We start from the raw sequence: 25,746 nt of genomic DNA, 5'->3' as shown, positions 1-25,746 counted from the left end.
TGACCGCAGTCCTTTCAGCACACCGAGTCCCCATGCCCAGCGCGCCTGCCAGCTATCGCATCAAATATTCCACCCTGAGCATCGGGCTGGAGGATTTTCACTTGTGTTCCCTGCGCGACAAACAGCAGTTCGCTGACCTCGACGGCCTGGCGGAAAAAGCTGGAATCTCCTCGGCCACCTGGTCGCTGTTCGGTCAACTCTGGCCGGCCGGTGAAGTGCTGGCGCAAACCCTGAGCAGCATGGCGGTGGATGGGCTGCGGATTCTTGAACTGGGCTGCGGCCTGGGGCTGACCAGCCTGGTGTTGCAGCGCCTGGGCGCGGATATCACCGCCAGCGACTACCACCCGCTGGCCGGCGAGTTTCTGCTGCGCAATGCCGCGCTTAATCAACTGGAACCGGTGCCTTATCAGAGCTGCGACTGGGCTGAGGACTATCAGCAGCTGGGCCTGTTCGATCTGGTGATCGGCAGCGATCTGCTTTACGAGCGCGACCATCCCAGCCTGCTGGCCGGGTTTATCGACCGCCATTGCAACCGACACGCGGCGGTGCTGATTGTCGACCCGGGCCGTGGCAACAGCGCGCGGTTTTCCCGGCATATGTTGGAGCACGGCTACCTGCAGCTGGCCGATAGCCTGAACCTGCTGGATAACCCGGATGCGCCATTTAAGGGGCGCATCCTCAGTTACCGGCGTTAGCCCCTCAGACTTCTTCTAATACCACTACGCGCTGGCCCGCACGCACCGGTGAGCCGGGTTGCACGCGCACCTCGCGGACTACCCCATCGCGCGGGGCGAGCAGGGGGATTTCCATCTTCATCGACTCCAGTATCACCAGCACATCGCCAGCTTTAACCAGGTCGCCTTCACTCACCTGAACTTGCCAGAGGTTGCCGGCGATATGGCTGTCGATGCTGTGCTGGCCGGCGCCGAGCGGGGCGTCTTCGCCGAGATCGGCGGCGACTTCCTCGCTCTCGAAGTGCGCCTGACCGGATTCGATCCAGCGCTGACGTTCGGCGTCGAAGGCGGCGCGCTGCTGGGTGCGGAAGGCCTCGATGCCTTCAGCTTCGCGATCGAGAAAGGTCTGGTAATCAGCCAGGGCCAATTCACTGTGTTCGATACGCAAGTCATAGCGGCCCAGGGGGAAGTCACGGCGGATACGCAGCAACTCGTCTGCCGAGACCGGGTAAAAGCGGATTTGGTCGAAGAAGCGCAGCAGCCAGGGCTTGCCGTCGAACGCGGCCACTTCGCGGTAGCGGTTCCACATCTGCAGGGTGCGGCCGACGAACTGGTAGCCGCCGGGGCCTTCCATGCCGTACACGCACATATAGGCGCCGCCGATGCCCACCGAGTTTTCTGCGGTCCAGGTGCGCGCCGGGTTGTATTTGGTGGTCACCAGGCGATGGCGCGGATCCAGCGGCGTGGCCACCGGCGCGCCAAGGTAGACATCGCCCAGGCCCATCACCAGATAGCTGGCTTCAAAGACCGTTCTGTACACCTCATCGAGATTGGGTAGGTCGTTGATGCGGCGAATAAATTCCAAATTGCTCGGGCACCAGGGAGCGTCCTTGCGCACCGTAGTCATATATTTCTCGATCGCCAGCTGGCAGGCCGGATCGTCCCAGGACAGTGGCAGATGGACGATCCGCGACGGTACGCGCAGGTCTTGCGCGGCGCACACGGCGTCCCATTCGCCGGCGACGATGCCGAGCAGATCGCCAAGGGCCAGAGTTTCCGGCTGGTAATGCACCTGCAGCGAGCGAATGCCCGGAGTGAGGTCGATCACCCCCACCAGCTGCTTGGCCTCCAGCGCCTGCATCAGCGCATGGCCACGGAAACGCAGCACCAGATCCAGCTCCGCTGCGCCGATTTCCAGCAGCAGATGGGTATCGCCGGACAGACGCGCCACCAGGCGTTTATCGGCTTCGCCGATATCGAGAACGATGGGGGAGGTGAGGGCTGAACTGCTCCCTCTCCCATTTATGGGAGAGGGTTGGGGAGAGGGGCTTTGGGCGTCGGTTGAAACAGCCCTTTCCCCCGGCCCCTCTCCCGCAAGCGGGAGAGGGGAGACAAGCGCGCACTCGAAATTGTTGGCTTTAGCCAATTGCCGTGCGACTTCAATACTGACCGGTGCAAAGCGCACTTTATCCCCTGCTTTAAGTTGGCCCAGTTGCCACAGGTCCGCCTCGATAATTGTCACCGGGCAGACAAAGCCTCCCAGGCTCGGGCCGTCCGGGCCGAGGATCACCGGCATGTCGCCGGTAAAGTCCACGGCGCCGATGGCGTAGGGGTTGTCGTGGATATTCGAGGGGTGCAGGCCGGCTTCGCCGCCGCTGTCGCGTACCCACTCAGGTTTTGGTCCGATCAGGCGTACGCCGGTGCGGCTGGAGTTGAAGTGCACTTCCCAGTCGGTGGCGAAAAACGTCTCGATATAGGCCGGAGTGAAGTATTCCGGCGCGCCGTGCGGGCCGTAGATCACGCGGATTTCGCGCACAGCGGGCAGGGCGCTGCACAGCTCGGCGGGCAGTTGTGTACCGGTTTGGCGGTCGGTCAAAACCGGGATATGCAGCACGTCACCGGCGCGCAGGGCACGACCGCCGTGGCCGCCGAACTGACCGAGGGTAAAGGTGCTTTTGCTGCCGAGATAATCCGGCACCTGCACACCACCGCGCAGGCTTAGATAGCTACGTGCTCCCGCGCCGGCAATGGTGCCGAGGCTCAAGGTGCTGCCAGCGTTGATCAGCAGCGCGGTATTCAGTGGCTGCTCAATGCCATCGACGCTCAGTGGGATTGGCGCACCAGTGACCGCCACCACTGCATCAGTGTTAAAGCGCAGGGTCGGGCCGCTCATGGTGATTTCCAGGCCGGCGGCATCCGTCGTGTTGCCCAGCAGACGGTTGCCCAGGCGCAGGGCACGACTGTCCATCGGCCCGGATGGCGGTACGCCGACGGCCCAGTAGCCGAGGCGGCCGGGGAAGTCCTGCACCGTGGTCTGGGTGCCGGCGCTTAACACTTCAAAGGTCGTGGCTTGGTAATTCAAATTTTCCAGGCAGCGGGTCCAGGGGTTGCCGCTGGCGAAAGGTGCGTCAGTGAGGATTTGCCGCAGGTACTGGCTATTGGTTTCCACGCCATACAGCAGGGTATCGGCCAGAGCCTGACCAAGCGCGCTACTTGCAGCTTCGCGGCTGTCGGCCCAGGTGATGACCTTGGCGATCATCGGGTCGAAGTAGGGCGGAATTTCGCAACCGGCTTCGACCCAGGTATCGATACGCAGTGCTTTGCCATCGGCCTTGGGGAAGTCCACGGCGGTAAGCAGGCCGGGGCTTGGCTGGAAGTCGCGGCCCGGATCTTCGGCGTACAGGCGCGCTTGAATGGCATGGCCGCTGGGCTTCAAACCTTTCGCAAGTTCGCTTAATGGCGCCAGATCGCCAGCCGCCAGCTCGATCATCCAGCGCACCAGGTCGACGCCCCATACCTGTTCGGTAACGCCATGCTCGACTTGCAGGCGGGTGTTCACCTCAAGGAAATAGAAACGCGCTGCCTCGCTGTCGTAGACGAATTCCACGGTGCCGGCACTGCGGTAGCTGACCGCCTTGGCCAGCTTGATCGCTGCGGCGCACAGCTCCTCGGCCATGCCGGCCGGCAGGTTGGGTGCCGGGGTTTCTTCTAGCACCTTCTGGTTGCGCCGCTGCACTGAGCAGTCGCGCACGCCGAGGGCGAGCACTTCGCCACGACCATCGCCAAACACTTGCACTTCCAGATGGCGAGCGCGCTGGATGTATTTTTCGATAAACACGCCGCTGTCGCTGAAGTTGTTCTGCCCTAGGCGTTTGACGGCCTCGAAGGCGTCACTCAGCTCGGCGGCGCTGTTGCACACGCGCATACCGATGCCGCCACCGCCGGCAGTGCTTTTCAGCATCACCGGGTAACCGACTTGCTCGCCTGCGACCAGCGCGGCGTCGAGGTTTTCCAGCAACTCTGTGCCTTCGAGCATCGGCACGCCATGCTGTTTGGCCAGGGCGCGGGCGGTGTGCTTGAGGCCGAATACCCGCAGCTGTTCCGGCGTTGGGCCGACAAAGGCGATACCGGCGGCCTCGCAGGCTTCAGCAAAGGCGGCGTTTTCCGAGAGAAAACCGTAACCGGGGTGGATCGCGGTGGCGCCGCTCTGTTTGGCCACGGCGAGAATCTTCTCGACCACCAGGTAGGTGTTGGCTGCCGGGCCTTCGCCCAGGCTGTGCGCCTCGTCCGCCTGCTGGATATGCAGGCTGGCGGCGTCGGCTTCGGAGTAGACGGCTACGCCCTGTACATCAAGGGTGCGTAGCGTGCGCAGGATGCGGCAGGCGATGGCGCCACGGTTGGCGATCAGCAGTTTGTTGAACATGGCGATGCCCTCGAAAGGGTGGGCGGGCCGTCCCGCGGTATTCGGTCTGCACCACGGTCGTCCGTGGTTGAAAGGCTTTTGCCCCCTCTCCCCTCGGGGAGAGGGTTGGGGTGAGGGGCTTGGGTTGATGCTGGTCAGCTCGCCCTCTCCCCCAGCCCCTCTCCCGCAAGCGGGAGAGGGGAGAAAATCAATCCCACACCAGCACTTCAGCCGGAGTCGGGTTGTAGCCGTTGCACGGGTTGTTCAGTTGCGGGCAGTTGGAGATCAGCACGATCACATCCATATGCGCCTTGAGCTCGACGTACTTGCCGGCGGCGGAGATGCCGTCTTCAAAGGTCAGGCCGCCCTCGGGCGTTACCGGCACGTTCATAAAGAAGTTGATATTGGCGCTGATGTCGGCCTTGTTCAGGCGGCCGTCATGCAGGCTCGCGCGCAGGAAATTGTCGCGGCAGCTGTGCATATAGCGCTTGTCCAGGGCGTAGCGAACGGTGTTGCTTTCCTGGGCGCAGGCACCGCCGAGGGTGTCGTGACGGCCGCAGGTGTCGGCGCTGATGGTCAGCATCGGCTGGCCCAGGTTGGAATACAGCACGCTGCCGGTAGTCAGGTACACGCGGTTTTGTTTGCGCAGGGTGCGTTGCACGTCATAGCGCTCGCGCGGGTTGCGCGCTGAATAGAACAGCGTATCGACCGCCTGATTGCCTTCCAGATCGAGCAGGCGCAGGGTCTGGCCGGCATTTACTTCGCAGAGAAAGGGTTCGCCAGCGGCGATGGTGGCGCGGTACACCGCAGCTTCCGGGTGCTTGTCGCTTGAGATAAAAGTCATGCTGGCCGGCCTCAGATATACAGACGTTCGGTGTTATGGAAGCCACGGCCGTTTTCCGGGCGCGAGGTGCGGCACAGCACGCTGATGCCGTCGCTTTCGACCTTGTGCCAGCTCAGTTGCAGGGGCTTGGGCGCGTAGTCGGGGCTGGGGTCCAGGGGGTGCTGCAAGGCGGTGAGTACCACCAGGGTGTCCATCGGCGCGTACAACTCGATGTAGTCGCCGGCCTTGGAGTTGCCCGGCTGGAAGTGGAAGCAGCCGTCGCTGTCGACCGTGACCTTACTGAACAGGTTGAGGCACATCAGCAGGTCGGCAAGGCCGAGGTTCCACTTGCCCATTTCCACCAGCAGGTTGTCCACGCCGTTGCGGAAGAAGCCGTTGCGCAGTTGCTGATAGTTGCCGCTGCCGTACTTCTCCTGAACTTCCTCGGCGTTGAGTACGCCGCCGAAGCTGTCATGCCAGCCGCAGGTATCGGCGGTGATGGCAGCGAGCACGCGACCCATATCCGAATACAGGCAGTGGCCGGCGGTGAGCTTGGCGGTGTGCTGGCATTTGAGGCTGTCCGGCAGATTCAGCCGTTCGCTTTTTTCGGCAGCATTAAGCAGCAGCAGGCTGGCATTGGCGCCGCCTTGCAGGTCGGTAATGCGCAGCAATTGGCCGCGCTTGAGGACAAAGGAAGTATGGCCGCCACCGGGAACGAGTTCCTCGTAGAGCGTGGGGCGCAGGCTTAATGAGGCTGTCATTGGGTGCTCCTACAGGGCCGGTTGCAGATTGCCGGCGATATGCGCGGGCAACGCTTCGACGGCGGCGCGGGTGGCGCGGCGGTCACTGTTGAGGGGGATGTCGTAGGTAATGCGCGCGCCGAAGGCGTTCGGTGCGTGCGGATCAATGCGGGTCTTGTCGAACACCAGCAGGCGGGTGCCGAGGCTGAAGCCCTCGCTCAGGTCATGGGTGACCATAAATACGGTGAGCTTGGTTTCGTGCCACAGCTCCAGCAACAGGCCGTGCATGTCCTTGCGGATGCCGGGGTCGAGGGCGCCGAAGGGCTCATCGAGCAGCAGCACGCGCGGCTTCATGATCAGCGCCTGGGCGATGGCCAGGCGTTGCTGCATGCCGCCGGAGAGCTGGCTGGGGTATTTGTCCAGGGCGTGGCCGAGGCCGACTTTCTGCAGAATCACCGCCGCCTGCTCGCGGGCTTCGCGCTTGGCGGCGCCAAACAGTCGGCCGAGCAATTTCGAGCGCGGCAACTCCAGACCGATGGCAACGTTGTCCAGCACACTCAGGTGCGGGAACACCGAGTAGCGCTGAAATACCACGCCACGGCTGCTATCGGGCTCGGCAGCCAGCGGCTCACCACCGAGCAGAATCTCGCCCCGGCTGGCGCGCTCCTGACCGAGCAGCAGGCGCAGAAAGGTCGATTTACCGCAGCCGGAAGCGCCGACCAGGGTGCAGAACTCGCCTTCATTGATGCTCAGGTTCAGGCGCTCCAAAACCACCTGGTCTCCATACTCCTGCCAGACATTCTTCACTTCGATAAAGGCACCTACTGCGCGAGCCGCTGGCTGCGTCGCGCGGTGCTCGCAATCCTCATGGACGAGATGTCCACTCCGGTTGCTGCGCTCCGGGCTTCTTGCCAGCGACTCGCTCGCTACGGTGCCGCTCTTTATGGTTTTCATGCTTTCGCTCCCTCGTACCAGGGGAAGCACAGGCGGGTGGTCTGGCGCAGGCCCAGGTCCATCAGCCAGGCGAGCAGGGTGATCCACACCACGTACGGCAGAATCACATCCATTGCCATATAGCGGCGCACCAGGAAGATCCGGTAGCCCAGGCCATCGGTGCTGGCGATGGCCTCGGCGGCAATCAGAAATAGCCAGGCTGAGCCGAGTACCAGACGCAGGGCGATCAGCAGGCGCGGCAGCAGTTGCGGCAACACCACGCGCAGGATCAGGGTCCAGGTGCTGGCACCGAGGGTCTGTGCCTTGATCAGGATTTCTTGAGGAATTTCGCGGGCGCGCTGTTCTAAATCACGGGCAAGGATCGGGGTGATGCCGATGACGATCAACATCACCTTGGACAACTCGCCGAGGCCGAAGACGATAAACAGAATGGGCAGGATCGCCAGTGGCGGCACCATCGACAACACCGTGAGCAGCGGCGACAACGGCGCGCCGAACAGCGGAATGATGCCCGCCGCGATACCCAGGCACAGCCCAGCTAGGGCGGCAATGCCGATGCCCATGGCCAGGCGTGTCAGGCTGGCGGCGCTGTCCTGCCAGAACAGGTAGTTGCCGCTGCGCTTGTCCTCGGTAAACGCCAGGCGATCAACCGCCGCGGCCATCTGACTGGCGCTGGGCAGCAGTTTGTCGTTGGGGTTATCAGCCAGGCGTTGTGCCGAGCCTGCGAAATAGGCGAACAGCAGCAGGGCGAAGGGCAGCAGGATCAGCAGCAAGCGACCGCTGCGATCCGGGTGGCGGTTGATCAGGCGCATAGAGTGTTCTCGTGTGGCTTGGGCCCACTCCCCCGAACCCTCTCCCGCAAGCGGGAGAGGGTAGGGAAGGCGTTACAGCGTGCCGTCAGCCGCCATCTGCATATAGCTCGGATCAAAGCGCAGTTTGAGGTTGCCCTTGTCACCGGTGACGACGCCTTTGGCGAAGCTCATGCCGATGGCGCTGGCACTTTGTGCACCTTCGCCGAGCAGGCCGTGGCCAAAGGAGAACTCCGCGACTTTGGTCATGGTGGCCGGTAGTTTCGGGCTGGTGGCGAAGGCCACGGCGTCTTTGGCCGAATAGAACATTTTGGTCGCTGCCAGCTGCGCTTCGTAGCCCGCCAGGTCAGTACCGGAGGCCTTGGCCATATGCTCGCGAGCCGCCTTGCCGGCCGGGGTATCGGCACTCATGGTGGCCATGATTTCGTACCAGGCACCGGTCAGCGCTTTGCCGAAGGCCGGGTTGTCCTTGAGGGTGTCGCTGTTGACCACCATCAGGTCGATGATTTCACCGGGGATCTGGCTGGAATCGAACACCTTGGTCACGTTGGGCGTGGCTTCGATTTCGGCCAGCAGCGGGTTCCAGGTGGTCACGGCGGTCACGTCGCTGGTGGAGAAGGCGGCGACCATGTCGGCGTCGGAGGTGTTGACCACTTTCAGGTCTTTCTCGCTGAGGCCGGCTTTTTCCAGGCCGCGCGCCAGCAGGTAGTGGGACACAGACAGCTCGACCAGGTTGACGTTCTGGCCCTTGAGGTCACCCAGGGTTTTCTTCTCGCCCTTGAGCACGACGCCGTCGTTGCCATTGGAGAAGTCGCCGATGATCAGCGCGGTGCTGTCCACGCCGCCAGCGGCCGGAATGGTCAGGGCGTCCATATTGGTCATGGTGCAGCCATCAAACTGGCCGGCGCTGTACTGGTTGATCGACTCGACGTAATCGTTGATCTGCACCACATCAATATTGATGTCGTACTTTTTCGCCCACTTGTCGACGATGCCTTCGGCAGCGCCATATTCCCACGGCATCCAGCCGGCGTAGATGGTCCAGCAGACGCTGAAGTCGGATTTCGGCGCCGCGTGGCTGTTGACGCTGATGGCAGCGGCCAGGCCGGCGGCGAGTACTGAACACAGACGGGACTTACGCATGGTGGAACCTCCAGTTCGAAAATGGGCGGGCAGGAGTGCGCGGCGGTTTCCCCACGAGTGGGGCGCGTTCTCCCGGGCTTTTATCCCGCCGTGTAACCTCGAAGGAGGTCGCCAACTCTCGGACCAGTCACCCGCAGATCTGTTGATCGCGGATCGGAACCCTAGTCAGCTATTGCAAATTGTGGTGCCGCGATCCCGCCGCAGCGGGTTGTTCCTGCACAGATTGGTTATTGCGAACATCGTGCCAGCTCAACCAGGCCCCATGGGCTCGCGGGTTTTGCCCGCGCCAGTCCAGGGCTGTGCGCCCTGGCGGTGCGTGTGAGCATCGGCGTGCTGCATTGCAGGGCGCTGCGTGTTACAGGTTTTTCTCGGCAGCCATCTGCATATAGCTGCCATCAAAACGCAGCAGGATGTTGTCGGCATTGCCCAGGCTGCGCTCCCCGCTGAAGGCGATGCCGAGCTTATCCAGACCCTTGCCGTCGTGGCCGAGCAGCTTCTGCTGGTCGGCGAACTGGGCGACCCGCTGCATCAGCTCGGGCATCTTGTTGGCGCGGGCAAAAGCCAGCGCATAACGCGGCGAATAGAACGAACGCAGGGTGTCGAGTTGCTGGCTGAAATCCTCCGGCGTGGTGCCGGCGGCGCTGGCCATCTTCGCCCGGGCGGCGCGCCCAGCATCGGTGGGCATGCCCATCAGGCGCTGGGTTTCGAACCAGGCGCCGGTCAGCGCCTTACCCAGCTCCGGGTGGGCGGCGAGAACCTTGCTGTTGACCACGGTGAGGTCGACGATCTCGCCGGGAATCAGGTTGGAGCTGAACACCTGGCTGACCTGGGCCTGCTGCTTGATCTTGGCCAGAATCGGGTTCCAGGTGATCACTGCGTCGCCCTGGCCGCTGAGGAAGGCTTCGGCAATCTGCATGTCGGACACGTGCTGGATGGTCACATCCTCAGGCTTGAGCAGGGCCCATTCCAGGGCGCGGCTGAGCAGGTAATGCGATACCGAGTTCTCCACCAGCAGCACGGTCTTGCCCTTGAGGTCCTTCAGGGTCAGGCCCGGACCGCGTAGCAGAATGGCATCCGCACCGTTGGAGAAGTCGCCGATGATCAGCGCGGTAGAGTCGACGCCTGCGGCAGCTGGGATGGTCAGCGCATCCATATTGGTCATCGAGCAGGCGTCGAATTCGCCGGCCGTGTAACGCTCGATCGAGCCGACATAATCCGGCACTTCGCTGACTTCGATACGGATGCCGTACTGATCCGCCCATTTCTTCACGATGCCTTCGCTGGCGGCATAACCCCAGGGCATCCAGCCGGCAAAGATCGACCAGCACAGCTTGAAGGTTTTCGGCTCACTCGCAGCAGTGGCCGGTTGCAGCAGCAGGGCGGCGAGCAGACAGGTGGCAGTCAGGCGGGCGAGCAGGGTGCGTAGCGGCATGGGAAACCTCGGGTCAGTCAGCGGGAACAGGAAAGCGAACAGCGGTGCTGTGCGTTCTCCCGGGCTTTTATCCCGCCGTGTAACCCCTTGGCCGTGGCCACTGCGTGAGGTCGTCGACTCTCGGACCAGTCATTCACTGCAGGCATTGCTCAGCGAACCGGAACCCTAGTCGACCATTGCAGATTGTCTGGCTGCAAGCTGCTTGCCGCCGTACGCATTTCCTTTATGCGCAGAACGTTAAGCGAGGACTGTGCCAGGTTGGTGTGTATCAGCTGGCACGACGGACGATAGGATACCGAAATAATTTGTCATGAAATCTGCTGAGCCGGTGCGACGCACTGGATGGCATGGCCTGTTGTCTATTCATTGGGAGCAATCCCTGGCAGCGACAACGGTCGCTGCCGCACCCGCGGTCGAAGGAGGCCGCTATGTCATACAAATCCATGCTGCTGGCGTTGTTGGTTTTGTCTTTAGGCGGTTGTGCGGTCTATGGCGGCGGCAGTGGCTATGGCCACCGTGGTTATGATCGCGGCCATTCGCATACCTATTACCAGGTGCAGCGCTACCCGGTTTATGGGGTGCCGCAGCCGCAGCGCTACAGGGCCTATCACCATGATGGGCGACGCTATGATGATCACCGCCACGCACCGCGTTATTACGTGCCTGCACCGCAGCCGCGCCATTACCAAACGCACCAATATCAGAAGCGCCACGATTACCGCATTGTGCAACCGCACGCTGGCTGGGATGGCCGCCGTGACCATTACCGCAACCAGCAACAGCGTCATGATGCCCAATGGGGTGGAGAGCGCCGTGGTGGTGATCGACGCGATGAGCGTAAAGGTTGGGAGCGGCAGCGCAACTAACCACCCTCTTTAGTCGCGCTACGAATCAGGCTCGCCTTCAAGTTGACGGCCGAAGAGTCGATCTTCGGCCAGTATCTCTTCCCGCATGGCCTGCGCCGCTGGTGACAGGCTATGCCCTGCGCGGCTGATGAGGGCGTAGGCGGATTGCTCGGTCAATGCACCTGCTTCCAGCGGCAGCCGGGCCAGGCGACCTGTCTGGATATCCTCGGCCACCACATCCCACGGCGCCATGCTCAGTACGTCGCTTTCAGCCACTAGTGTTTTGAGCACCATAAAGTTGTCGCATTGAATGCTCAGCGGCTGCTCGCGCCCGCTGAGTGCACTAAGGCTGCGCGCCACCGCCAGTGGCAGTTGGGTGCCTGCCAAGGGGTAATCGAGTAGATCGTGCATGCGCAGTATTGTGTGGGCCAGCAGCGGATGGCCGGGGCGGCAGAACAGCACCCCGTTGTGGCGCTGCAGTGGTTCGATGCACAGCAGTGGGTCACCGATTAGCTCGCGGCTGTCGGCGACAAACAGCTCCAGGGCGTCATCCAGCAGGCTGCTGCGCAGGTCCAGCCAGTTGCTGATCTGCAGGTTGACCCGCACCCGTGGGTAGCGCAGCGCCATGCGACCCACTGCGCGTGGTATCAGGCGCGCGGCCGGGTAGGGGCCTGCGCCCAGGCGCAGTTCTCCGGTTTGCAGATTACCCAACTGGCTGACGGCGTTTTTCAACGCCTGGCTGCCAGCCAGCAGACGCTGGGCGTGCTCCAGCACCAATTGGCCGTGGGTGGTCAGGCTGATGCCGCGGCTGTGGCGGTCGACCAGGTTACAACCGAGGCTGCTTTCCAGCGCCTGGATGCTGCGACTCAGGGCGGGCTGGCTGAGATGCACGGCCTCGGCAGCACGGGCGAAATGGCCGTGTTCGGCGAGGGCGACAAAATGGCGAAGCTGACGAAGGTCATTCATGCGCTGATTGCATCATTTATTGATTTGGAATGCATTGGAATTATTGCTGTTACTTGGCCACTCTTTCCACACAGCCAATAACAATGAGCGACTCGCATGTTTTTACTGAATCGAACTGCCGCCGTGCTGCTAAGCCTGGCATTACCCCTGGTCAGCCAGGCCGCCCTGCCTGAGGAAGAAATCCGCCCGTCGATCAACCCGGAGCTGGCCGAGCACACCAAACACTTCGCGCAGAAGGTTTACCAGGTGGCCGGCAACGTCTATTCCGCTGTCGGCTGGCAGCTGGGTAACGTGGCGATGATCGAGGCCCCGGAAGGATTGATTATCATCGACACCGGTGAGTCGGTCAGCGAGTCGCGCAAGATCATGGCCGAGTTCCACAAGATCAGCGACAAACCGGTCAAGGCGGTGGTCTATACCCACTTCCACCCGGACCATATCAATGGCGTGAAGGCTTTCGTCACGGAAGAGCAGGTGCGCAGTGGCGAGGTGCAAATCATCGCCCACGACACCCTGCTGGCCAATGTGGTGGCGCAGGGGGCGTTGGTCGGGCCGATTCTCTCGGTGCGTTCCGGCTACAGCTTCGGTGCGGCGCTGCCGGCCAGTGACCATGAACAGATGAACGCCGGGATCGGCCCGCTGGCCAAGGCCGAGGCGTCGACCTTTATCGCCCCGACCCTGACCTTCAAGGATAAGCTCGACACCCGCATTGCCGGCCTGGACCTGCAGTTTCTGCATGTGCCCAGCGAAGCGCCGGATGAGATCATTGTCTACCTGCCGGATAACCGCGTGCTGATCAGCGCCGAGGTGGAGCAGGGGCCGACCCTGCCAAATATCCACACCCTGCGCGGCACCAAGTTCCGCGACCCGGTGGTGTGGGTCGACAGCCTGGACAAGCTGCGTGCCTATAAGGCCGAACATATGGTTCCGCTGCACGGCCGCCCAATCAGCGGCCAGGATCAGGTCGAGGAAGTGCTGCGCATGACCCGCGACGGCATCGCCTATATCCATGATCAGACTGTGCGCTGGATGAACAAGGGCCTGACCCCGGACGAGCTGGTCGAGAAGGTCAAGCTGCCGCCACACCTGGCTGGCTACACGCCTTACCTGCGCGAGTACTACGGCACGGTTAAACACAGCGTGCGGCAGATCTACAACGGCTACCTGGGCTGGTTCCAGGGTGATCCGGTGGCCCTCGACCCGCTGCCGCCAAAAGATAAAGCCGAGCGCCTGATTGCGTTGATGGGCGGTCGGGAAAAACTGCTGCTGGCCGCCGGTGAGGCCTACCTCAAGGGTGATTACCAATGGGCCGCCGAGCTGTCCAGCTACGCCATTCAGGTGGACAACGAGGACACGCTGGCCCGCGACATTAAGGCCCGCAGCTTCCGTAAGCTCGGCTATGCCAGCATGAACATCAACTGGCGCAACTGGTACCTGATGAGCGCCATGGAGCTGGAAGGCAAGCTGGCCGGTGAGGATGTCCAGCAAATGGCCGTGAGCATGCGCAGCGCCTTTCTCTCGGCGGATATGCTGAAAACCTTTCCGGCGCGAATCTTCCTGCAAAACTGGATTACCCGGGTCGACCCGGAAAAGGCCAATGATGTCGAGTTGACCCTAGGTTTCAGCTTTCCGGATATCGGCGAGCAGTGGGCGCTGGAAGTGCGGCGCGGTGTAGTGCAGCTGCACCAGGGCATTCCCGAGGGCACCACGCTCAAACTGACCCTCGACAAGACGTACCTGGACACCGTGATGAGCGGCGAGAATGGTTTGCTCAAGGGCGCCTTGCTGGGCGATGTACAGGTCGATGGCAGTCTGCTGGAGATCAAGACCTTCCTTGGCTGCTTCGATTTCAGCGATGAACCGATTGCCCTGACGCTGCGTTGAGTGTTGCTGCGTCACTCGACCCGACCAAAGTGCGGACGCGCGTGAGGCATTATCAGGGCAGACTGCTCAGGTTTTTCACCTGGCTGACTTAGCTGATTAAGGAGTGATGTATGCCTGTTCTGATATTCGCCAAGGGTGCGCTGGCCGCATTCTGGTTGCTGGCGCTGCTGAACCTGCTCTATCCCATGGGCGAGGGCTGGCACCTGGCGGTCAACCTGATTGCCGGTGGCATGTTGCTGGCGCATCTCGGCGAGCTGCTGCTGTTCAAAGCCCGCCTGGTCGGTCAGCCGCAGCCTTGGTTGCAGCGGGTGCAGGTGCTGTTGTTTGGCTTTATTCACCTGCATGGTTTGGCGCGCGGGTAGGTTTCTGTTGGCAGCTGTCCCGTTCAGCGCGGCGTCTGATGACGACGTGCTGAGCAGGAGAGCCGTGATTGCCAACTTCTTGAATATGTTCGCGCAAAGCCTGTTCTGGCTGCGCATGCAGGTACGTCCTCAGGTCGCCTGCTTTTCGCTCTGGTGGTCATCCTGTCATAGGCATAGCCACTTACTTCGTGTGTAACGGCTGCCGCGCTTATGCGTCTATCGCTTGCCTGATGATGGTCGCGTCACTGCGCGGGGTGTCCGTCCATCGGCGAACCGCCTAAGAAAGCTACCTGTTAGTGCGATTCTTGCTTGGTCAATAAAGGATGGCGGAGCAGTTACAACTTAAAACAGGTAGGTAACGCCACTTAATAGGCGTTTTGTAATTATATGGGTGGATCTTTTATTGCTATTTCATCTATCGCTGTTGTGAAGTTTGTCTCGGTCTGTATGGGAGAATTCTGAAATGAATTTGGTGGCATATTGCTATTAAATTCAGCGATTGGTATAAATTTGACGGCATTCGAATAACTATAACTCAGATGACTTTTTATTGACGGCGTAAAATTGGCGCCTCACTAAATGACTGCTACAACATATTCGGAAATTATCTGTTCATGAGTACTTCCAGCGATATTTCAAGTTTGTTCAAGCTGTTCGGTGGACGTTCAGCCCACTACCAGGAAATCTCTCAGGAAGACGAGAAACAATCCTCTATGGAACGGTGGCCGGGTGTAGCCAAGGTCGAGCTGTCCGGCGTTGCCGCTGAGCCTGCGGTGCTGACTCCGTCGGGTGCGGCGGTCCGTCCGGCGCTGTTTGCTGCTGCTGTTGCTCCGGTGAGTCCTGCCATCGCGCCTGAGTCTGCGCCAAGCCCTGAGGGTGTGCCTCAGGCTACAGCTGTTGCCGCACCTTATGCCGCTCCGGATTGGGCATCAGAAAGCTTGCACAGCCTGCTCGGTAAACTGGCTCAGGAAGATCGTCGGGAGGTCGTCAACGCGCCTGTTCGTGTGGCCCGCCCACGTCCGAATCTTGCCAACTTCAAGATCATCGCTGTGATTTCTGCCAAGGGCGGGGTCGGTAAAAGCACACTCGCCGCAGGCTTGTCTGCTGTGATGCAGCGTCAGGGACGCGCAGTGCTGGCACTTGACCTTGATCCGCAGAGTGCGCTGATCAATCATTTGGGTGTCGCCATCGATCCGATGCAGGTTGCTGCCGAAGGTCTTGCTCACTGCGTCGCCGATGCGCAGATGCGCGATTTTTGCCAGCCAACGCCCAGCGGAGTTTTTGTGCTGCCTTACGGCATGGTTGATGAAGGTCAGCGCCGTACGTTTGAACGGCAGTTGGAGGACGAACCTGATTGGCTGGCACAGCAGCTTTCTGAGCTGCAACTGGCTGACGGTTCAGTGGTCGTGCTGGATACCCCGCCGGGTCCTTCGGCGTACTTGCAACAAGCCCTTTCGGTTGCCAATGTGGCCGTGGTGGTGAGTTTGGCTGATGCGGCTTCTTACGCCACGCTGCCGATGATTGATCGCCTGCTCAGCACCTATACAGCCGATCGAGCGGATTTTTACGGCGCGACGTATGTCATCAATCAGGTCGACCAATCGCGCAAGCTGAGTAAGGACATCACGCAAATCATGCGCGGTATTCTGGGTAGTCGTGTGGCAGGCATTATTCACCGTGACCAGTCTATTGCCGAAGCCCTTGCCTACAACCAGAGTGTGCTGGATTACGACCCGAGTGGGCAGGGTTGCCACGATCTGCAAGCCATCGCCCTGAACGTTCTTGCCAAGCTCTTTGCGACTCAGCGGAGTGAGCAGTTGGCATGAATTTAACCGGCATGTTTCGTGCCCGACGTGCTACTCAGGGAACTACTTCACCCTATGTGCTAGACCGGCCGACCTGCGCCGTTCTGGTGCTTGTGGTCGTGGCCCTGCTGGCGTTGATGATCATCGTACCCATGGATGTAGAACAGCAAATGCTGTTCTCCGCTGGGTGCATGATCGCAGCCCTGGTGTTGCGCCGCGCGGCAAATCGCGTCGCCATTCTGGCCATGGTGGTGCTCTCCGTTGTGGCCTCGCTGCGCTACATGTATTGGCGTCTGACCTCGTCCCTCGGCTTCGACAACTGGCTCAACATGTTGTTTGGTTATGGCTTGGTACTGGCCGAGCTCTACGCCTTGCTGGTATTGCTGTTTGGCTATTTACAGACGGCCTGGCCGCTGCAGCGCAAGCCATATCCGCTTCCGGCAGACAGCAGTGTCTGGCCAACTGTCGATGTATTCATTCCGACGTACAACGAGCCGCTGGATATCATCAAGCTGACTGCTTTTGCAGCGCAGGCGATTGACTGGCCCAAAGACAAGTTGCGTGTGTATGTGCTCGATGACGGTCGCCGGGACGAGTTCCGCGAGTTTTGTGAGTCGGTGGGGATCGGCTACATCATTCGGCCGGATAACAACCATGCCAAAGCCGGCAACCTCAACTTTGCCCTGACCCAGACATCAGGCGAGTACATTGCCATTTTCGATGCGGATCACGTGCCGACGCGCTCCTTTTTACAAGTGGGCATGGGGTGGTTCCTCAAAGATCCGAAGCTGGCGATGCTGCAAACGCCGCACTTCTTTTTCTCTCCCGATCCGTTTGAAAAGAACCTCGACACGTTCCGCTCCGTACCGAACGAAGGCGAGTTGTTCTATGGGCTGGTACAGGACGGTAATGACCTGTGGAACGCCACATTCTTCTGCGGTTCGTGCGCCATCATCAAACGCGCCCCGCTGGAAGAAGTGGGTGGCATCGCCGTTGAAACGGTGACCGAAGATGCGCACACCGCCCTGAAACTCAATCGCCTGGGTTACAACACGGCGTACTTGGCGATACCTCAGGCAGCCGGTTTGGCCACGGAGAGTCTGTCCGGTCATATCGGGCAGCGCATTCGCTGGGCGCGGGGGATGGCGCAGATCTTCCGCACCGATAACCCGCTGCTTGGCAAAGGCCTCAGCCTTGGGCAGCGGTTCTGCTACCTGAATGCCATGCTGCACTTCTTCTATGGCTTGCCGCGTCTAGTGTTTCTCACGGCACCGTTGGCCTACCTGATTTTCGAAGCGCAGATTTTTCAGGCACCGGCCCTGTTGATTGTGGCCTATGCCTTGCCGCATATCCTGCTGGCCAGCGTCACCAACTCAACCATCCAGGGGCGCTTTCGTCACTCGTTCTGGAACGAGGTGTATGAGTCGGTACTGGCCTGGTACATCATGCGCCCGGTGTTGTTGGCCATGGTCAACCCCAAGCTTGGCAAGTTCAACGTGACGGCCAAGGGTGGGATGATCGATGAAAGTTATTTCGACTGGAAAATGGCACGGCCGTACATCGTTGTACTGGCGCTGAATCTCATCGGCATGTTGGTGGGCGTGGCCAAACTCGGGTTTGATCCGGATGCCAGCGCCGTGACCTTGCTGATCAACCTGGTCTGGACGCTGTACAACATCATCATCAGCGCAGCCGCCGTTGCCGTAGCCAGTGAGGCGCGGCAGATTCGCGCCGAGCCGCGTGTGTTTGCCACCTTGCCGGCCATGCTGGGCCTGGCCAATGGCAAGACAATTGCCTGCCAAACCAACGACTTTTCACAACGCGGGGTTGGCATTCATTTGCCCGAAGGTGTTCAGGTTGCCTGTGGTGAAGAGGTGCATGTCTCCCTGTTTCGCGATGGTGAAGAGGGCGTTTTTCCGGCCAGTGTGGTGTTCAGCCATGGGCAGACCCTGGGCCTGAACTTCGCCAACCTGACCTTGCAACAACAAAGTGAACTGGCACGCCTGACGTTTTCGCGGGCTGATACCTGGGCCAAGAGCTGGGGCACGGGCGTGGTGGATACCCCGCTCGGTGCCCTTGCTGAAGTGACCGGTATTGGATGGCGCGGGATATGCCTGCTGTCGCGTGCAACGTTCGATGAATCTGTGCGTCATGTTCGCGCCCTGTCTTTTACCTTTAAATCCACTCCGAGGAATCCATGAGTCAGAAACGCAAAGGCATGCTATCCCTCTGGTTCATCTTGTCGATTCCATTGCTTACTTCAGCCTTGTCGACTGCCTGGGCTGAAGAGGTTGTCGAAACGCAGGAGCCTGTCACTGAAGACGGTGCGTTAGTCGAAGAAGTGGTTGTTCCCGAGTTTGTTCCGACCTACAGCGCCACGCTCAAGCAATTGGGGGCCAATTACCCCATGCACTTGCGCGGTATTGAAGGCAGTGACAGCGTCAGCTTCGATGTGCGATCCGATCAAGTGGTGACTAAAGCCCGAGTCAACTTGGAATACAGCTACTCGCCTTCTCTGCTCAGCGATCTCTCGCAGATCAACGTGATGGTCAACGATCAGGTGGCTGCCAGCCTGCCCGTCCCCAAGGAGACCGCCGGAACCTTGCAGCAGCAGGTGGTGGATATCCCGGCGCATCTGGTGACCGAGTTCAACCGCCTGACGCTGCAGCTGATTGGCCACTACACCATGATGTGTGAAGACCCACTGCATTCCAGTTTGTGGGCCAAGGTCAGCAACACCAGCCAACTTGAGCTGGAGACCACGCATATTGCCTTGCCCGACGATTTGGCTCGGCTGCCTTTGCCGTTCTTTGATGGCCGTGATTCGCGTGCGCTGGAATTGCCTTTCGTGTTCGCCAGCAGCCCTGACAATCGCAGCCTGGAAGCGGCGGGTGCGGTCGCGTCCTGGTTTGGTGCATTGGCCAGTTATCGTGGTGCGCGGTTCCCGGTTAGCCTGGCGCAATTGCCTGAGAAGGGGCATGCGATTGTTGTCATCGTAGGCAGTGCTTCCGTGGCCGGAATTGAACTGCCACAGAGTGCGACACCAACGCTGAGCATGATCACCAACCCCAATGATCCGTTCGGCAAGCTGCTGGTGATTGCAGCACGTGATGGCGATCAGCTCAAACAGGCCGCCCTGACACTGGTCACGGGCAGCAAGGTGCTGGCAGGCGCCAGTGCGCAGATTGAGCGGTTTGACACTCTGCAGCCCCGTAAACCCTATGATGCGCCGAATTGGTTGCCCAGCGACCGTCCGGTACAGCTGGGGGAACTCAGCGACGCTAAACGTTTGAGCGTTTCCGGCTACGACCCAGGCACCATCAATCTCCCCATGCGCCTGCCGCCTGATTTGTTCAACTGGCGGGAAAAAGGGGTGCCACTGCATCTTAAGTACCGTTACACCCCGCAGCCGGTATCAACCAACTCGTCGTTGCTGATCAGTGTCAGCGGCAAGTTCATCAAATCGCTGCCATTGCCGTCGCAAGAGAGCTTGAAGGACGACGAGTCGTTGCTGGCCAAGCTGCAGGATGATGAGAGCCTGCTGCAAGAGAGCAAGCTGCTTCTACCGCTGGACAGCCTGCCGCTGCAGTCTGCGCTGCAACTGCGGTTTATGTACGACTACATCAAGCAGGGCGAGTGCCGCGACATCATCATCGACAACATGCGCGGCACGATCGAGGCGGACTCCACCCTCGACCTCAGTGGTTATGAGCATTTTATTGCCATGCCCAACCTGGGCGTGTTTCAGAGCAGTGGTTTCCCCTTCACGCGTATGGCTGACCTTTCAGAAACGGCTGTCGTGATGCCAGCGAATGCCGGTGTCGAAGAAATCTCCCTGTACCTCGATGTTATGGGCCGTTTTGGCGATTCAACCGGCTTACCCGCCAGCGCCGTCAGTGTCACCCAGGGCGATCACGATGAGCCGCTGGAAGGCAAGGATTTGCTGGTGCTGGCCTCGGGTAGCAATCAGCCGCTGTTGCAACGCTGGGCCGATCGGCTACCGGCCAGCCTGACGGGGCAATCAAGCTTTGAAATGTCTGATCTGGTGCATCGTATGCGCACCTGGGTGGGTTCTGATACCCGTGCCAATCAGCGGCAGGCGCGTAGCAGTCTAGCGCTCGCGACAGGGGGCGCTGGTGCCTTCCTGACTGGCTTTGAGTCGCCGCTCGACGGCGGACGCAGTGTGGTGGTGATTGCTGCTGCCAGCCCGGACAAACTGGTCGACATCAGCTCAGCCCTGCGGGGTGGTGAGGATTACGAAGAGTCAATCCAGGGCAGTTTGGCCGTGATCAATGGCAAGCGCATCAGTTCGCTGGTCGCCGACGAGCAGTATTACGTGGGTGAGCTGGGCTGGCTGCGTTACCTGCAATGGCTGCTGGCACACAATCTCTTCTGGATGCTGCTGCTGACCGCTGTGGCGGTAAGCCTGGCCAGCCTGTTGCTGTTCTTTACGCTGCGTGCCCGTGCAAATGCACGTTTGAAAGATTGAGGCAGATCATGAAGCGGCCTGTATTGAGCCTGTGCGCAGGTCTGCTATTTATGGTCGGCGGCACGGCGGCCAATGCCGCCTGTACCGCTGAGTGGCCGTATTGGCAGCGATTTGCGCAGCACTGGGTGCAACCGGACGGCCGTGTGCTCGAATCAAGCCTGGAAAAGAACCACAGCACCTCTGAAGGGCAGTCTTATGCACTGTTCTTTGCGCTGGTCGCCAATGATCAGGCTCGGTTCGAGACCATCTGGCGCTGGAGCCGCGAAAACCTGATGGGCAATGCCCCGCAAACGACTTTACCGGCCTGGCTTTGGGGGCAAGGTAAGGATGGGGTGTGGAAGGTTCAAGATGCCAACTCGGCCTCTGATGCTGACCTGTGGTTTGTCTACGCGCTGCTAGAAGGTGCACGTTTGTGGCAAAAGCCGCAGTACCGAGACGATGCCCTGAACCTGTTGGCGCAGATCAAAAAGCAGGAAATCACTGAGCTGCCAGGTCTTGGGGCCGTGTTATTGCCTGGGCCAATTGGTTTCTCGCACATTGGTCACCTGTGGCGCATCAACCCCAGTTATCAGCCTCTACCGCTGATGCGGCGACTGGCTGCTGTTGATCCCAAGGGGCCGTGGAATGCCATCGCCGCGCACACCGCCACCCTGCAGAACGAAGCGGGTGCCCATGGTTTTGCGGCCGACTGGATTGGCTACCGCGCCGTGTCGGACAGCGCTGGGCTGTTCGCCAGTGACCCAATGAAAGGCGACAGCGGCAGTTATGACGCCATTCGCGTCTATCTCTGGGCCGGTATGACGCACCCCAAAGACCCGCTGGCTAAACCGCTGCTGGCCAGTCTGCATGGCATGGCACGCGCCACCGCCTCCACCGGTTTGCCACCAGAAAAGGTCAATGTGCGCAATGGCAGCACAGAGGGGCAGAGCCCAAGTGGTTTTTCCGGCGCCCTGGTGCCTTATTTCCGCGCCAAGGGCCAGCCCTGGCTGGAAGAATTACAGGATCAGCGTGCTCGCGCCGCGATTGATCAGTGGATTGCCGGCACCGGCCCGGCGCCTTTCTATTACGACTACATGCTTAGCCTGTTCGGCCTTGGCTGGGCTGATCAGTATTACCAGTTTGCGGCTGATGGCCGTCTGCAACCGCGTTGGGAGAGTTCATGTTCCGCTACCGCCCCTTAACTCTGGCGCTGTTGGCTGCGATGGCCCACGGCAGTCTCCAGGCCGAGACTGAGGGCACGCACACCCTGCTGATTGAGCAAGGGCACTTCTGGCAAAACCAGGAGAAACCCAAGCGTGCTACGGAAGTGTGGAACAAGCTCTTGTTGCTCGACGCCAACCAGCCTGATGCACTTTATGGCCTCGGTTTGATTGCGGTTCAAGCGGCCAAACCGGCTGAGGCCAAGCAATATTTACAACGTTTGCAGGCGTTGCAGCCGCTGCCACGTCAAGCATTGTTGCTGGCGCAGGATATCCGCCTGCTGGACCCCGCCAATCAGCAGTTGCTGGATGAAGCGCGCTTGCTGGTGGAGTCCGACGAGCGTGCCAAGGCGGTGGATGTGTACCGTCGGGCGCTGGGCGGCAAACCGGGGCAGGGTCAGGTTGGCCTGGAGTTCTACAACAACCTGGGTTACGTCGACCAGCATTGGACCGAGGCACGACGGGGCATGGAGCGGCTGCAGCGCGAATACCCCAATGATCCCTATATCGCTTTGTTTTTAGCCAAACACCTGGCGCGTAATCAGGGTGCGCGCGAGGAGGGCATTCGTGCCCTGGCCAAGTTGGCTGAGCGCGAGGACATTGGCGGGGATGCGGATGAAAGCTGGCGCCTGGCACTGACCTGGATGGGCCCACCCAAGCCCGCGCAGCAACCACTCTTCGAGCAGTTTCTGCGCACCCACCCGGATGATGAAGAAATCCGTGCTCTGCTGATCAAAGGGCGCACCCAGCCCAGTGCGGGTAGTGGTGCAGTTGCCTGGCGCCGTGATCCGCTGCTGGACAGTGGTCTGAAAGCCCTGGAGCAGGACAACCTGGCCGTGGCTGAACGTGATCTGACGGCCTACCTGAAATCTCATCCAAATGATGCCGATGTCCTGGGTGGCTTGGGTATTTTGCGTCAGCGTCAGGAACGCTTCGAAGATGCCGAGGTGCTGCTGACCAAAGCGGTCAGGCAAGGCGGTCGTTCCTGGCAGCGTGCGTTGGATGACGTGCGCTACTGGTCCTTGTTGCAACGTGCACGGGACAACCTGGCGCGTGACAAAGTCGCTGATGCCCGGCAACAGCTGGAGCAGGCGCGCCGGCTCAAACCTAATGACAGTGAAGCACTCCTGGCCCTTGCTGAGTTGCAGGCCCAGCAGGGTGAGTTAGCTGCCGCTGAAACCGGATACCGGCAAGCATTGGCAGCGCGCAGCCAGGAAGCCCGCGCATTGCGTGGGCTGGCTCAGGTTCTGGGTGAGCAGGGCAAGCCCGATGAAGCATTGCGTTTGCTGGAACGCCTGCCCAAGGCTGAGCGTGAGAAGCTCGGTGGGCTTGGGCAGTTGCGTGCTGAGCAGGCCTTGCAGCGCGCTCGTGCTGCCGAAAAACGTGGTGACACCTCAGCGATGCGTCAGGAGCTCGAGACCGCCCTGCGCGATGACCCAAACAATGCCTGGGCACGGTTTGCTCTGGCTCGTTTGTATGTGGACCTGGGTGCCGTCAATGAAGCACGCAGCCTGATGGATGGGCTATTGGCCAACAAACCGGATGACCGCGACGCGCTTTACACCAGTGCTCTGCTGTCTATTCAGTTGAATGAATGGCAGCAAGCGCAAACCACCCTTGCCCGTATTCCGCGTGATGCACGCAATGCCGACATCAATCGGCTGGTGGAGGAAGTGGAGTTCAACCTGCAGTTGCAGCGTATCAATGAACTCAGCCGCAGTGGCCGCAAGGCCGAAGCGCGCGCGTTCTTGCAGCGTATCGAGCCGCAGGCGGATGCCAAGCCAGCGCGTCTGGCCGCTTTTGCTGCGGCCTATGCCGATGCCAATGATCCGCAGCGGGCGATTGCCATCATGCGTGACTTGCTGGCCCGCAGCCCTCGGGCAGATCTGTCCCTGACGTTGAGTTATGCCAGTGTGCTGCTGGAAGCCGAGCAGGATACTGAGGTCGCCGGCATTCTGCGTGATTTGCAGGGGCGCAGCATGACCGTCGAGCAGCGTCAGCAGTATGACGATCTACTGTTTTATTACCGGGTTCGCCAGGCTGAGCAATTGCGTCAGCGCGGCGAACTGGCGGCTGCTTATGACACCTTGGCGCCTGCCTTGGCGCAGCGCCCTCAGGATCGTCTGGCAGTGTCGGCACTGGCACGCATGTATGGCGCCAACGGTGATACGAGCAAGGCACTTGAGTTGTTCAAGCCGCTGGTCAAGCGTCATCCGAATGATGCCAATCTGCTGGTAGGTGCCGCTGATATGGCGGCTCAGGAGGCTGAAAACGCTTACGCCGAAGATGCCCTGGAGCGCGCATTGAAGCTGGCGCCCAATGAGGTTGATATCCTCACCACGGCTGCCCGGGTATACCGTTTCCTGGGCCGCACCGGAACGGCTGCTGAGTTGCTCGGTAAAGTGGTCGCCCAGGAAAAGTTGGAGCAGACCCCGACCTTTGCGGCCAACACTCGGCCTGCCGCAGCGCCCGCCAATCCGTTTGCCGGCATTGGCTCCGCAACCGTTGCACAGGATGCGATTCCAGCGCCTGTTGAGAGCTTGGCCGTCGCGCCGCACACAAGCGCGCAACGTCCTCTGGAGTTGATCCCCGCTCCGGTTGAGCAGCATGCCACGCGCACAGCCCCCGCTTTGCTTGCGGAACCGCTGACGACTCAGCAAACGCCATTAAGTGCCAGGGCGGACGTGCAACCGGCCAGCAACCCTTTTGCCCTGAACGACGATACGGCTGAGGTGGACCCGCGTGCGGGCATGAGCGAGGCCGCAAGGGCGCTGGACGACATCATGCAGCAGCGCAGCCCCTATCTGGTTCAAGGTCTGACTGTACGTACCAATGACAGTGAATCGGGGCTGAGCAAGATCACGGATATTCAGGCTCCTTTTGAAGCCAGTATGCCGCTGGGTGATAACCGCCTGGCTGTGCGCGTCACCCCGGTTTCGCTGAATGCCGGCAGTGTGGGCGAGGGTGCCCGCGATCGCTTTGGCGGTGGCCCGGTAGCAACGTTGGCCAATCCTGGCGTTGCTCCTGGTTCGCAGAAAGATTCTGGGGTTGGCCTGGCCGTGGCGTTCGAGAACCCGGGGGAGGGCTTCAAGGCTGACCTGGGGACCACGCCACAAGGCTTCCTCTACAGCACGGCAGTCGGTGGCGTGAGCCTGGAACGCAGTGTTGCCGGTAGCCCGAACCTGCATTGGAGCACCAAGCTGTCGCGCCGCGCCGTGACGGACAGTCTGTTGTCTTTTGCCGGTGCCGAAGATCAGCGTACCGGACAACAGTGGGGTGGAGTAACCGCCAACGGTGGGCGCGCTCAGCTGAGCTTTGATGACCGTGAAGTTGGTGCCTATGCCTACGTCGGCATGCACCGCTTGATGGGTAACAATGTTGAGGACAATGACCGGTTTGAATTGGGCTCCGGTGTGTACTGGTACCTGCAGAATGACGAACAGAGTCAGTCGACCATTGGCCTCAACCTGTTGGGCATTGGCTACCAGGAGAACCAGGGGCACTTCACCTTCGGCCATGGTGGTTATTTCAGCCCGCAGACGTTCTTTGCCATCGGTGTGCCGGTTACCTGGGCGCGGCGGTATGACCGCCTGACCTTCCAGTTGAAAGGTTCGGTCGGCGTACAAACCATCCAGCAGGATGATGCCGACTACCACCCTGGCGATGCCGCGCTGCAAGCTGCGGCCAGTCGTGCCCTGGGGCGTGAAGCGGTGTACGAGGGCTCAAGTGATAGCGGCATCGGCTACAACCTGAGCGGCGCTGCCGAATACCGTCTGGGCAGCAATTTCTTCGTCGGTGGTCAGGTGGGTGTCGACAATGCCCAGGACTATCGCCAATTGAATGGCGGTCTCTACCTTCGTTACATGTTTGAAGACATGACCGGGCCGATGGCGCTGCCGGTTTCTCCCTATCAATCCCCTTACGCTAATTAAAGGTTTT

The 25,746-nt window shown here is 60.6% G+C and carries 17 protein-coding genes and 2 riboswitches; of the genes, 9 read left to right on the top strand and 8 right to left on the bottom strand.

From position 1 onward, the window contains the following. Positions 1-32 precede the first annotated feature (32 nt). Complete coding sequence (locus CUR33_RS10690; protein WP_289239607.1) at positions 33-695, top strand: class I SAM-dependent methyltransferase; 663 nt, start codon at positions 33-35, stop codon at positions 693-695. 4 nt (positions 696-699) lie between these two features. On the opposite strand, the gene uca is transcribed toward CUR33_RS10690, so the two are convergent. From uca to CUR33_RS10655, 7 genes are all read right to left on the bottom strand, one after another. Further along, positions 700-4,377, bottom strand: coding sequence for an urea carboxylase (gene uca / locus CUR33_RS10685; protein WP_289239606.1), 3,678 nt, complete (start codon positions 4,375-4,377; stop codon positions 700-702). A gap of 187 nt (positions 4,378-4,564) precedes the next feature. Then, complete coding sequence (locus CUR33_RS10680) at positions 4,565-5,200, bottom strand: urea amidolyase associated protein UAAP2 (protein ID WP_289239605.1); 636 nt, start codon at positions 5,198-5,200, stop codon at positions 4,565-4,567. 11 nt (positions 5,201-5,211) lie between these two features. Continuing rightward, a complete protein-coding gene (locus tag CUR33_RS10675) occupies positions 5,212-5,940 on the bottom strand; it encodes an urea amidolyase associated protein UAAP1 (protein WP_289239604.1) in 729 nt (242 codons plus the stop codon). Between the two features lie 9 nt (positions 5,941-5,949). Continuing rightward, complete coding sequence (locus tag CUR33_RS10670; protein WP_289239603.1) at positions 5,950-6,873, bottom strand: ABC transporter ATP-binding protein; 924 nt, start codon at positions 6,871-6,873, stop codon at positions 5,950-5,952. Continuing rightward, on the bottom strand, positions 6,870-7,685 hold the full coding sequence (locus CUR33_RS10665; RefSeq protein WP_289239602.1) for an ABC transporter permease: 816 nt from the start codon (positions 7,683-7,685) through the stop codon (positions 6,870-6,872). Before CUR33_RS10665 ends, CUR33_RS10670 begins: the two co-directional genes overlap by 4 nt. A gap of 72 nt (positions 7,686-7,757) precedes the next feature. Beyond that, the gene (locus CUR33_RS10660; protein WP_289239601.1) at positions 7,758-8,825 is read right to left on the bottom strand and encodes a putative urea ABC transporter substrate-binding protein; all 1,068 of its coding nucleotides are present in this window, start codon (positions 8,823-8,825) and stop codon (positions 7,758-7,760) included. 67 nt (positions 8,826-8,892) lie between these two features. After that, positions 8,893-9,001, bottom strand: a riboswitch (guanidine-I (ykkC/yxkD leader). Between the two features lie 179 nt (positions 9,002-9,180). After that, the gene (locus CUR33_RS10655; protein WP_289239600.1) at positions 9,181-10,257 is read right to left on the bottom strand and encodes a putative urea ABC transporter substrate-binding protein; all 1,077 of its coding nucleotides are present in this window, start codon (positions 10,255-10,257) and stop codon (positions 9,181-9,183) included. A gap of 54 nt (positions 10,258-10,311) precedes the next feature. Beyond that, a riboswitch (guanidine-I (ykkC/yxkD leader) is annotated at positions 10,312-10,437 on the bottom strand. Positions 10,438-10,685: 248 nt separating this feature from the next. On the opposite strand from CUR33_RS10655, the gene CUR33_RS10650 reads away from it, so the two are divergent. Then, positions 10,686-11,123, top strand: coding sequence for a hypothetical protein (locus CUR33_RS10650; protein ID WP_289239599.1), 438 nt, complete (start codon positions 10,686-10,688; stop codon positions 11,121-11,123). Between the two features lie 18 nt (positions 11,124-11,141). Here the strand turns inward: CUR33_RS10650 and CUR33_RS10645 are convergent, their stop codons facing one another. Continuing rightward, positions 11,142-12,068: a LysR family transcriptional regulator gene (locus CUR33_RS10645; protein ID WP_289239598.1), complete on the bottom strand. Its 927-nt coding sequence runs from the start codon at positions 12,066-12,068 to the stop codon at positions 11,142-11,144. 96 nt (positions 12,069-12,164) lie between these two features. On the opposite strand from CUR33_RS10645, the gene CUR33_RS10640 reads away from it, so the two are divergent. From CUR33_RS10640 to CUR33_RS10610, 7 genes are all read left to right on the top strand, one after another. Continuing rightward, positions 12,165-13,952 (top strand): alkyl/aryl-sulfatase, encoded by a 1,788-nt coding sequence (locus tag CUR33_RS10640; protein ID WP_289239597.1) that lies wholly within the window; start codon positions 12,165-12,167, stop codon positions 13,950-13,952. Positions 13,953-14,062: 110 nt separating this feature from the next. Beyond that, on the top strand, positions 14,063-14,314 hold the full coding sequence (locus CUR33_RS10635) for a DUF1145 domain-containing protein (RefSeq protein ID WP_289239596.1): 252 nt from the start codon (positions 14,063-14,065) through the stop codon (positions 14,312-14,314). A gap of 614 nt (positions 14,315-14,928) precedes the next feature. Then, a complete protein-coding gene (bcsQ, locus tag CUR33_RS10630; RefSeq protein WP_289239595.1) occupies positions 14,929-16,140 on the top strand; it encodes a cellulose biosynthesis protein BcsQ in 1,212 nt (403 codons plus the stop codon). Between the two features lie 11 nt (positions 16,141-16,151). After that, positions 16,152-18,320 (top strand): UDP-forming cellulose synthase catalytic subunit, encoded by a 2,169-nt coding sequence (gene bcsA, locus CUR33_RS10625; protein ID WP_448703160.1) that lies wholly within the window; start codon positions 16,152-16,154, stop codon positions 18,318-18,320. After that, complete coding sequence (gene bcsB, locus CUR33_RS10620) at positions 18,317-20,608, top strand: cellulose biosynthesis cyclic di-GMP-binding regulatory protein BcsB (RefSeq protein WP_289239593.1); 2,292 nt, start codon at positions 18,317-18,319, stop codon at positions 20,606-20,608. Before bcsA ends, bcsB begins: the two co-directional genes overlap by 4 nt. Before the next feature lie 8 nt (positions 20,609-20,616). Then, positions 20,617-21,789 (top strand): cellulose synthase complex periplasmic endoglucanase BcsZ, encoded by a 1,173-nt coding sequence (bcsZ, locus tag CUR33_RS10615; RefSeq protein WP_289239592.1) that lies wholly within the window; start codon positions 20,617-20,619, stop codon positions 21,787-21,789. Beyond that, a complete protein-coding gene (locus CUR33_RS10610) occupies positions 21,768-25,739 on the top strand; it encodes a cellulose biosynthesis protein BcsC (RefSeq protein WP_289239591.1) in 3,972 nt (1,323 codons plus the stop codon). Before bcsZ ends, CUR33_RS10610 begins: the two co-directional genes overlap by 22 nt. The last annotated feature ends 7 nt before the right edge of the window (positions 25,740-25,746 follow it).

Origin of the sequence: Pseudomonas sp. FEMGT703P (assembly GCF_002786345.1) — a bacterium.
In the GTDB taxonomy this organism is placed as follows: domain Bacteria; phylum Pseudomonadota; class Gammaproteobacteria; order Pseudomonadales; family Pseudomonadaceae; genus Aquipseudomonas; species Aquipseudomonas peli.
This window is presented reverse-complemented; position numbering and strand designations above follow the sequence as displayed.